We start from the raw sequence: 10,355 nt of genomic DNA, 5'->3' as shown, positions 1-10,355 counted from the left end.
GCCTCCCCGGCCCGCTGGCGGGCGGCGGCGGCCCGGCCCCGGGCCTCGGCGGCCTCGGCGGCCTTCTTCTGCAGCTCCCGCACCTCGGCGCCGCGGGCGGCCAGGTCGGCGCCGGCGTTGCCCAGGGCCTCAGCCGTGGGCAACGCCAGCAGATCCAGCAGCACCAGGGAGTTCGGCAAGGCACGGGCGCCATCGCGGGCCCGGATGGCCGTTCGCAGCTGCCCCTGGAGTTCCTGTTCCACCTGGGCCAGGGCGCTGCGGGCGGCGGCTTCGGCCTCCAGGCTGGGGCGCAGGCCCTCGGCCTGCTCGGCCAGGCGCAGCCGCTGGCGGAAGGTCTCCACGTCCTGGCGCTGGCCTTCCCGTTGGCTCAGCCTGGCGGCGGCCTCCGCCCGCCGCTCCCAGCGGACCGCCAGTGCGTCCAGCTCCGCCTGGCGGCTCTGGGCCCCCTGGAGTGTGGCGGTGGCCTGCCCCAGGGCCGCCTGGCTGTTCTGCAGCACCGCGCCGATCTGCTCCACCAGGGCCTCGAGGGCGGCCTGGTCGTCCGGGGGTGGTGGCGCTTCGCTGCCTTCGGGCGGCGCCGGGGCGTGGGGGGCCCAGGCATGGGCCGCCTGCTCCCGCCGCACCGCCTGGGCCTGGGCCTGGCTGTCGCGCTCCTGACGCGCCGCCTTGGCCTGGTCCTCCAGCCACCAGCCGGCCCGCTGGTAGATCTCCGTGTCGAAGAGGGTTTTCAGCAGGTTCTCGCGCTCCTCGGCCTTGGCCCGCAGCACCTCGGCGAAGCGGCCCTGGGGCAGCAGGATCACCTGGCGGAACTGGGCAGCGCTGAGCCCCACCAGGTGCTCCACCTCCCGGGTCACCTCGGTGGTCTTCGCGGCCACGGCCTGCTCCTCGCCGCCGGCGCCGAGCCGGAACAGGAAGGCCTGGGGCGGTTTGTCGGTGAAGCCCTGGCCCCGGGCCTTCGGCGCCGAATGCCCCGGGACCCGCTCCACCCGGTAGCGGGCCTCGCCGCAGGAGAAGGTGAGGTCCACCCGGGGCGTGGCCCCCGGCGCGGCGTGGTCGGAGCGGAGTCCCTTGACGCTGCGCTCCCCGGACACCTCGCCGTAGAGGGCGAAGCAGAGGGCATCGAGCAGGAAGGTCTTGCCGGCGCCGGTGCTGCCGTGGATCAGGAACAGGCCCTCGGCGGCGAGCCTGTCGAAGTCGATCGCCACCGGATCGGCGTAGGGCCCGAAGGCCTCGATCCGCAGCTGGTGGGGCTTCACCGTTCCCCTCCCTTGTCCGCCGCCCGCAGGGCGGCCTGGAGCAGCTCGGCCTCCTGGGCGCTGGCGGGGCGGCCCTGCTGGTCGGCGAAGAAGGCCGCCGTCAGCTCCTGGGGCGAGCGGGCCTGGCGCACCTGGCGGTGGCGCTCGGAGCCGCTGGCGCGGGCCACCTGCGGCGGTTCGTGGCGCAGCTCGGCGATGTGGGGGAAGCGGGCCCGCAGGCGGGCCATGGCCTGCAGGGGCAGGGACTCGTCGGTGAGGATCGCCCGCACCCGGGCGCCGGCGGCGGCGGCGTGTTCGGGCGCCGTGCAGAGCTCCTCGATCGGACCGGTGAGGGTGCACAGGGGCCGGCCCACCCCCAGGGGCACCACCTGCACCGATGGGGTGCCGTCTGCCGCCAGCTCCACGATCCGCACGGATTTGATGTGCTGCTGCTCGGAGAAGGAATAGGCCAGGGGGGTGCCCGAGTAGGCCACCCGGGGGCCGTCCAGCTCCTGGGCGCCGTGCAGGTGACCCAGGGCCACGTAGTCGAAGCCGGCGAAGGTGGCCACGCTCACCCGGTCGACGTTGCCGATGGTGAGCTCCCGCTCCGATTCGGAGCTGGTGCCGCCGGCCACGAAGGTGTGGGCCACCAGCACCGAGCGGTGGTTCGGCCGGCCCTGCAGATCGGCACGGATCCGGCCGATGGCCAGCCGGGTCACCTCCTCGTGGCGCAGCCGCAGCGGTTCGCCGGCCAGGGCGGGCCCGTCCACCGCCGGCTCCAGGTACGGCAGGGGATAGATGGCCACGGGCGTTCCCCCTGAGCGGGGCGTCACCAGCACCGGCTCGTGGGCCCGCTGCACGTCGCCGCGGATCGTCACCTGGAAGGCGGAGAGCAGCGGGTCGTACACCGACACCCGCACATGGGAATCATGGTTGCCGGCGATGGCGATCACGGCGGTGCCGCCCGCACTCAGCCGGGCCAGGGCGTGGTTGAACAGGGCCACCGCCTCGGCCGGCGGGATGGCCCGGTCGTAGAGGTCGCCGGCGATCAGCACCGCATCGACGGCGTGCTCGGCCGCCAGCTCCGCGATCCGCTCGATGGCTGCGGCCTGCTCCTCCAGCAGCGAGGCCCCGTGGAAACTCCGGCCCAGGTGCCAGTCGGAGGTGTGCAGCAGGCGCATCGGGCCAGGCTAGGGGGCCATGCTGGAGCCATGAACCCCTCCACGCCGGCACCCACCGCTGAGCCAGGCCATTGGGACCAGCGCTACCGGCAGGGAACGGACGGCTGGGAGCTGGGCCGGCCCGCCCCGCCGCTGGAGCGGTTTCTACGCACGCACCCGCTGGCCCCCCAGCCACCGGGCCAGGTGCTGGTGCCGGGCTGTGGCCGCGGCCATGAGGCCGCCCTGCTGGAAGAGCTCGGCTTCGCCGCCATCGGCCTGGATTTCAGCGGCGAGGCCCTGGCCGAGGCCCGTGCCCGCCACGGCCACGACCGGGACCGCCTGCGCTGGCTGCAGGCCGACCTGTTTGACCAGCAGGCCCTGGAGGCGGCGGGTCTGGCTGCCGGAAGCCTCACGGGGATCGTGGAGCACACCTGCTTCTGCGCCATCGATCCAGAACAGCGCGACGCTTATCTGGCCACGGTCCGCCGCCTGCTGGCTCCGGGCGGCTGGCTGCTGGGACTGTTCTGGTGCCACCGCAGGCTGGGTGGTCCGCCCTGGGGCAGTGACCCGCAGGCCGTGGAAGTCCAGCTGGGCCGGGCGGGTCTGGTGGCAGAGCTCTGGGAGCCGGCCAGCGGTTCGGTGGACCAGCGTCAGGACGAATGGCTGGGCCTGTGGCGCCTCCGCCCAGCCCAGCCCTGATCCGATCGACCCCCGGTTCCAGGACATGGCGACCCGCAGCGGCGCGCGCTCGTCAGGGCGCCAGCCGTTCGATGCTCCAGGCCCCGCCACTGCTCCCGCCCTCCTCGGGCTCGCTGGGCCGGTAGCGGAAACGATCGTGGAGCCGGTTCTGCCGGCCCTGCCAGAACTCGAACTCCTCCGGCACCACCCGGAAGCCGCCCCAGGCCGGCGGCAGGGGCACCTCGCCGTCGGCGAAGCGGCGCTTCATCGCCTCCCACTGGGCCTCCAGGATCGAGCGGGAGCCGATCACGGCGCTCTGCTGCGACACCCAGGCCCCCAGCCGGCTGCCATGGGGACGGGAGAGGAAGTAGGCCAGCGATTCGGCGGCGCCGATGCGCTCGGCCCGGCCCAGAATCGCCACCTGACGCTCCAGCCCGTACCAGGGAAACAGCAGGCTCACCTGGGGGTGGGCGGCGATCTCTCTGGCCTTGCGGCTCTCGTAATGGGTGAAGAAGACGAAGCCCCGCGGGTCGAAGGCCTTGAGCAGCACGGTGCGGCTGCTGGGGCGGCGGCCGTCGCTGGTGCCCAGCACCATGGCGTTGGGCTCGCTCAGTTCGGCCGCCAGCGCCTGATCGAACCAGCGGCGGAACTGCTCCACCGGATCGGCCGCCAGATCGCCCCGCCGCAGTTCGGCGCGGCGGTAGTCGCGGCGCAGCTGGGCGGGATCGGTGGGGGGCTCGTTCATGCCTTGGTGAGGGGGCGCAGCTGTCGGTTCAGCGGCGGCCGGCATCCCGCAGCTCCGCCACAGCGACGCCACCAAGGCTCTGGCCCTGGCTGAAGGTTTTCAGCCGTGCCGCCAGGAGCGTCCTGGCCTCGAGGTCACTGACGGGGCGCATGGGAGTCCAACCAGTTGCCAACCAGTTTGAGTGTGGAGTCATGCCCGGCTGGGCCAAGGCCATCATCTTTCAGAGTTCCAGCAGAATCCGGCGAGATGCGTCGACGTCCTGGCGGAAGTAGGGGTTGTGGATCATGGATTCCGTCAACAGATCCACTGGACGACCGAACAGGGACACCAAGGCATCGGCGAAGGAACAGAAACGCCGGGCGTAGCCCCGTTCCCGCTGACCAGTCATTCGCACGATGAAGTCGAGGTCGCTGCTGGCGGGGTTGAACCGGCCCTTCACCGCTGAGCCGAACACGTCAAGGCGTTCAACGCTGTAGCGGGTGCACAAGTCGCGCAGGGGTTCCAGCCGATGGGCCAACTAGGGCTGGAGCGGAGCAACATCGTCCATGGGAACAGGGTAGGAGCGTCACCTGGCTACAGCTTCTCATCGCCCCGCAGTACCCCTCTACATTCTCGGGCCCTCCCAAAACTGCGCGGCCGCAGGCAGACTCCCCAGAGCGACGCCAAACCTGATCCACCAGTGCCCGATCCGGATCAGCTCAACGACTTCCTCGAGGCCCTGGAGCAGGCCGGCAGCCCCGCCAAGAACCCCGCCCTGCGCGAGGCGCTCGGCTGGGATGAGACCCTCTACGAGGAGGTGAAGTCGGAACTGGCTCGCAAGGGAATCGTGGTGCGCGGCCGGGGCCGCAGCGACAGCGTGTCGCTGGCCGACGCCGAACCCGTGGCCCAGCAACCCACCCCCTCCAGCAACGGCCGCAAGCCCAAGGGCGCCAGCAACGGCACCACCAAAGACAAATCCCTCGAATCCTGGATCTGGGACGCCGCCTGCTCGATCCGTGGCGCCAAGGACGCACCGAAATACAAGGACTACATCCTGCCGCTGATCTTCACCAAGCGGCTCTGCGATGTGTTCGACGACGAGCTGAACCGCATCGCGGCCGAGGTGGGCTCGCGCCAGAAGGCGTTCCAGCTGGTGGCTGCCGATCCCAAGCTGGTGCGCTTCTACCTGCCGTTGGTGCCGGGCGACCCGGAGCAGCCGGTGTGGAGCGTGATCCGCAAGCTGTCGGACAAGATCGGCGAAGGGGTCACCACCCAGATGCGGGCCATCGCCCGGGAGAACCCACTGCTTCAGGGCATCATCGACCGGGTGGACTTCAACGCCACCACCCACGGCCAGCGCGACCTCGACGACGACCGCCTCTCCAACCTGATCGAGGCGATCAGCACAAAGCGCCTGGGGCTGAGCGACGTGGAGGCCGACATCATCGGCAAGAGCTACGAATACCTGATCCGCAAGTTCGCCGAGGGCAGCGGCCAGAGCGCTGGTGAGTTCTATACCCCGCCCGAGGTGGCCAGCATCATGAGCAAGGTGCTGCAGCCGGGGCCCGGCATGGAGATCTACGACCCCTGCTGTGGCTCCGGCGGTCTGCTGGTGAAATGCGAAATCGCCATGGAAGAGAGCGTGCGGGGCTCGAACGGCGCCGCCATCGCACCGCTGAAGCTGTTCGGCCAGGAGTATGTGCCCGAAACCTGGGCGATGGCCAACATGAACATGATCATCCACGACCTGGAGGGCCAGATCGAGATCGGCGACACCTTCAAGAAGCCCTGGTTCAAAAACTCAGCGGGCAAACTGCGTACGTTCGATCGCGTCGTGGCCAATCCGATGTGGAACCAGGACTGGTTCACCGAGGCCGACTACGACAGCGACGAATTCGACCGCTTTCCACCGGGGGCCGGTTTCCCCGGCAAGTCGTCGGCCGACTGGGGCTGGGTGCAGCACATGTACGCCAGCCTCAAGGCCAACGGCCGTGCCGCCGTGGTGCTCGACACCGGCGCCGTCTCCCGCGGCTCGGGCAATACCGGCACCAACAAGGAAAAGATTGTGCGCCAGTGGTTCGTGGACCACGACCTGATCGAGAGCGTGCTCTACCTTCCCGACAACCTTTTTTACAACACCACGGCTCCAGGCATCGTGCTGTTCCTGAACAAGGCCTAGGCAGAGGAGCGCCAGGGCAAGGTGTTCCTGGTGAACGCCAGCCAGGTGTTCGAAAAGGGCGACCCCAAGAACTTCATTCCCGACGTAGGTATCCAGCGCATCGCCGACACCCTCATCGGGTGGCAGGAAGAGGACAAGCTCAGCCGCATCTTGGATCACGCTGAGCTGAAGAAAAACGACTACAATATCTCCCCCAGCCGCTACATCCACACCAGCGACGCCGAAACATACCGGCCCATCGCGGAGATCGTTGAGGAACTGAACGCCATCGAATCCGAAGCGCGGGAGACGGACAGGGCCTTGAAGGAGATTCTGGAGAAACTAGGAATATGAACGAGTGGCCTGACTTTCAAATTCCCAGCGAGTGGACTCTTACTCGCATGGACGAACTGGCGACCAAGTTAAAAGCTGGTGGAACTCCAAGCAGGCAAAACAAAAGCAATTTCGGCGGGGATATCCCCTTCGTCTTGATTGACGACATGACCAGCAGTGGTGTTTATCTTAAGTCAACCAAAGAAACGATCACACGCGAAGGCCTCGAGTCATGCAGCGCTTGGATAGTGCCAGAAAACACCTTGCTGCTTTCAATGTATGCGACAATCGGGGCCACGGTCATTACTACGTTTCCTGTCGCAACCAATCAGGCGATCCTCGCAATTGTCCCGCGTGAGGATTACGACCTAGAGTATCTATCGTTCTGCCTGCAAGCCCACAAAAAACACTTGGCTCGCTTGAATGTGGAGTCAACGCAGAAAAACATTAACAAGGGGATTGTTTCGTCGTTCCAGCTCCCAATCCCCCCACTCCCTGAGCAGAAGAAGATCGCGAACATCCTTTCGACGGTGCAGCGAGCGATCGAATCGCAGGAGCGGATCATTCTGACCACCACCGAGCTGAAAAGGCCCTCATGCACAAGTTATTCACTGAAGGGTTGCGCGAGGAGCCTCAAAAGGAGACTGAAATCGGTCCAATCCCCGAGAGTTGGGAGGTGGTGGCATTCATCGATAGCGTCAGCATCAAAAACGGGCAAGTCGATCCAAGACAGAACCCGTTTGTCGACATGATGCATGTTGGGTCTGAGAACATCGAGAGCGATACTGGCCGGCTTGTAAAGCTGTGCACGAATGGCGAACTGAAGATCTCCAGCGGAAACTACTACTTCACCCCGGATGATGTTCTCTACTCGAAAATACGACCCTACCTGAACAAAGTGGCGCTTCCCGATTTCGAGGGAACGTGTAGTGCTGATATGTATCCTCTCCGGTCCGAATCCCATTTCATCCGGGATTTCCTGTTCTACTACCTCCTATCAGACGACTTCAAAAAAGCTGCAATGTCGTTTCAAGATCGAACGGGTATACCAAAGATCAACCGCGCTCAACTTGGCAGCATTAACCTGGCGTGCCCGGCCAAGGAGGAGCAGTCAGGGATCGCCGAGGTGCTGTTTACATGTGACAGCAGGCGCGACTTAGCGCAGCGCAAGAAATCTCAACTCCAAGACCTGTTCCGCACCCTCCTTCACGAACTGATGACCGCCAAGACAAGCGTTCGTGAACTTGATATTCAATCCCTTCTTCCTGCATAGCAAGTATGGAATCGGCGACTCCTCCCCAACCAGAGCAACCGCCACTGCCATCGGATCTCCGCGCGGAATTGTTTCAGGACCTCTCGACTCGATTCGCTTCGGAACTCAGCTCGAAGGACTCACTTCCACCCGCCGCGCAGGAAGCATTGGTCGAGTTGCTGGAATCGGAAGCCCCAACAGCAGCTGAGATCGTCGCGGCCGCTTCCAAGAACGATCCCTTGAAAGAGGAGGTGAGCCATGAGTGAGAATGTTCGGCTGATCAAGTTTGAGCATTTCCGCGGCCTGCCCGCCAACGAATTCAAGCTCAAGGGAAAGAGTCTCTTGCTCCTAGGCACGAACGGTAAAGGCAAGAGCGCCTTAGTTGACGGGATAGAATTTGTCTTTTCGGGTCAAATCGCACGTTTCACAGGTGTTGGAACAGGTAGCATCTCGCACGACGACGCGGTGAGAAACGTCAAGACTGGCGGGGATCCAAGGGTGGTCTTGGCCCTTAGTCCATCGAATGGAGAGATTTCCCGAAAGCTATCCTCTGATTCGATTGAGATCACCGAACGGCAGGCGGTTAAAGACTTCTTCGCACAGCACCCAACGGTTGATGGCTTCGTTCTCCGTCGTGCGAAAATCCTGGACTTCGTTTGTGATCAAGATGCGGACCGGTACCAGAAGTTTGTTCAACTCCTCGGGATTACAAAGGTGGATCGGCTTCAACGGGGTTTCGTCGAAGCAGAACGCCAAGCGAGCACAGCTTCCGATCGAGCGCGGACAGGCCATCGGACAAAGCTCGCGGTGTTTAACGACCCTGTTCTTGGATTCTTGCCCACAAACCTCGCACAGGTCTTTACTCAGATAGCGAAAACCGTTGAAGCATTCGATTTAGACAAGATCGACAAGTGGGAAGATTTGGAATCTCGGCTTCAACTGCTCAAGGAGAAGAGGCCTCAAGCCAATCGAGAGAAGATCGACGCACTCACCCGCGCCTTGGTCAGCATCGAAACGCCCCTCGCAACTGTGTCCGACGCCGATGTAAAGGCCGTCAACGACTTACGTGTGAAAATTGCCGAGTTGGCCGCTTCCTCTGTCGATGCTCCGCGCAGCAGGATCATTGAGGAAGGAAGGAGCTACTTAGCTAGATTTAAAGACGAGAAACATTGCCCCCTGTGTGAATCTAAATTTGAGCAACCGTTGGATACGTTGCTCGCCCGGCTCAAAGAACGAGGCGCTGCACTTCAGGAGTTGAGTAACGCGAAGACTAATCGAACCGCTGCCCTTGGACGCATCAGACAATACGCAGTCTCAGTTGCGGAACTGCTCAAGAATGACTTGACACATTCCGACTTGTTCGAGGCTGCCACTCAAGCTGAGTTAAGAAATGCACGAGCAAAGGCGCTACGGCTTACCCGGCTCCTTGCCCACGCGGGTAAGGAGGACTTTGCGGAGGATTTGGCAGTTTCCGGTGATCTTCAGACCATTGCTGTGATTCGAAAAGCGGTAGCGGTCGCTCTGAAAAAGCAAAAAGACGACTTGGTCCCACCAGACTCTACAAAGCTAGAGACTGCTATTGCCCTTCTGGAACGGGGACTGGCCTCTTGGCAAGATGTAGAGAAGGCCGAATCAGCGGTAGCGGGGTCCATAGAAATCCTCCGCCGGACGACTATTTCAAGAGAGTGCTTCTCCTCGGCTCGGGAAGGTGCGATCCAACAAGTATTCACAAAGATCTCGGGCAAGGTGCAGGAGTATTACAAGGTTCTGCATGACTTCGCCCATGGAGGTGAAGTATCGGAATGCACCGCGCTTGAATTGAAACCGACCTCTCGGGCGGCCGCGGGGGGACTGCGGCTTGCCATTCAGTTCTTGGGTCTGGCGAACTCGAAGGACCCGCGCGCTTTCTTGAGCGAGGGACATCTTGATTCTCTCGGCCTTTGTCTGTTTCTCGCGGCTGTTCGCATTTTCAATCCTCCGGGAACTCTTCTAGTGCTTGATGATGTGCTGACGAGCATCGACAAGGAGCACAGACGACGTGTCGGTGAGTTGTTGTTCACCGAGTTCAAGGACTTCCAGATCATCCTGACCACCCACGATGAGCATTGGAACGAGCTTCTGCAGTCGAGCGCCCGAGCCATGGGGCTGCAGAATCAGTGGCAATATATTCAGATGAACGGCTGGACTGTGGACACCGGACCGGTCCTTTCCGTGTCTGATAGCTCTTGGGAGTTCATCGCGGAGAATCTGACGGAAGCAAACTACCGAAATTTAGGCGGGCCATTTCGCGTCGTCCTCGAAGACTTTCTAACCCGCACTTCGGCAAAGGTAGAACTGAGAGTGCGGTTTAAGTCGGACGGGAAGTACACCGCAGGAGACTTCGTCCTCGCTGGCATTGCCGACGAGTTACGGAAGCTGTTGGTTAAGGCCGAACCATCCAATGAAGTTGCGATTGGGATAGACATCGCAAGGGTTCTTGGCCAAGGGGACCTCATCAACTTTCTCAGCCACAACAACCCTGGGCGGCTTGAGGTGACATTCGATCAAGCCCATGATTTCAGCAGCGGACTCTGCAGCCTGCTGGCGCGTTGCGAGAAGCACAAACTCATCAAAGGGAAATAGCATGCCCAAACCCGGAGAACACAAGACCGTCCAATCCCGAATCCTCGCCTACGCCGAGGCCATCGGGTGGTCGATTGTGTCCCAGGAGGAAGCCGAGTGACGTGACCCCCATCAGTGGTCCAGTTCCTATGAGAGCTGGTGGGGTGATCAGGCCGCTTTCCATTGCTGGAGGACTTCCATAGGCGTACGCCCC

The 10,355-nt window shown here is 63.4% G+C and carries 8 protein-coding genes and 2 pseudogenes; 5 read left to right on the top strand and 5 right to left on the bottom strand.

The genetic code is table 11. From position 1 onward, the window contains the following. Together KUG41_RS06760 and KUG41_RS06755 are read right to left on the bottom strand one after the other, a co-directional pair. Positions 1–1,256: AAA family ATPase (locus KUG41_RS06760; RefSeq protein WP_216902447.1), on the bottom strand; the 1,256-nt coding region annotated here is incomplete at its 3' end. Then, positions 1,253–2,416, bottom strand: a complete 1,164-nt coding sequence (locus tag KUG41_RS06755) for an exonuclease SbcCD subunit D (RefSeq protein WP_216902445.1) — start codon at positions 2,414–2,416, stop codon at positions 1,253–1,255. The genes KUG41_RS06760 and KUG41_RS06755, both read right to left, overlap by 4 nt. 30 nt (positions 2,417–2,446) lie before the next feature. Between KUG41_RS06755 and KUG41_RS06750 the strand changes: the two genes are divergently transcribed. Further along, complete coding sequence (locus KUG41_RS06750; RefSeq protein WP_216902443.1) at positions 2,447–3,094, top strand: methyltransferase domain-containing protein; 648 nt, start codon at positions 2,447–2,449, stop codon at positions 3,092–3,094. A 52-nt stretch (positions 3,095–3,146) separates the two neighbouring features. On the opposite strand, the gene pdxH is transcribed toward KUG41_RS06750, so the two are convergent. From pdxH to KUG41_RS06740, 3 genes are all read right to left on the bottom strand, one after another. Then, on the bottom strand, positions 3,147–3,818 hold the full coding sequence (gene pdxH, locus KUG41_RS06745) for a pyridoxamine 5'-phosphate oxidase (protein WP_216902434.1): 672 nt from the start codon (positions 3,816–3,818) through the stop codon (positions 3,147–3,149). Between the two features lie 28 nt (positions 3,819–3,846). Beyond that, a complete protein-coding gene (locus KUG41_RS15805) occupies positions 3,847–3,969 on the bottom strand; it encodes a hypothetical protein (protein ID WP_256438914.1) in 123 nt (40 codons plus the stop codon). A 69-nt stretch (positions 3,970–4,038) separates the two neighbouring features. Beyond that, a complete protein-coding gene (locus KUG41_RS06740) occupies positions 4,039–4,335 on the bottom strand; it encodes a nucleotidyltransferase family protein (RefSeq protein ID WP_216902432.1) in 297 nt (98 codons plus the stop codon). Between KUG41_RS06740 and KUG41_RS06735 the strand changes: the two are divergent. From KUG41_RS06735 to KUG41_RS06715, 4 genes and pseudogenes are all read left to right on the top strand, one after another. Then, positions 4,327–6,309: pseudogene (locus KUG41_RS06735) on the top strand (N-6 DNA methylase). The gene KUG41_RS06740 and the pseudogene KUG41_RS06735 sit on opposite strands and share 9 nt — an antisense overlap. After that, positions 6,306–6,836: pseudogene (locus tag KUG41_RS16090) on the top strand (restriction endonuclease subunit S); the annotation flags it as partial. The pseudogenes KUG41_RS06735 and KUG41_RS16090, both read left to right, overlap by 4 nt. A 71-nt stretch (positions 6,837–6,907) precedes the next feature. Beyond that, positions 6,908–7,561 carry a restriction endonuclease subunit S gene (locus tag KUG41_RS06720; protein WP_254216919.1) on the top strand — a complete coding sequence of 218 codons (654 nt, stop codon included), beginning with the start codon at positions 6,908–6,910 and terminating at the stop codon, positions 7,559–7,561. Positions 7,562–7,798: 237 nt separating this feature from the next. Next, complete coding sequence (locus KUG41_RS06715) at positions 7,799–10,162, top strand: AAA family ATPase (protein ID WP_216902422.1); 2,364 nt, start codon at positions 7,799–7,801, stop codon at positions 10,160–10,162. Positions 10,163–10,355 lie beyond the last annotated feature (193 nt).

Source organism: Synechococcus sp. CCY 9618 (assembly GCF_019038415.1).
Classification (GTDB): Bacteria; Cyanobacteriota; Cyanobacteriia; order PCC-6307; family Cyanobiaceae; genus Cyanobium.
This window is presented reverse-complemented; position numbering and strand designations above follow the sequence as displayed.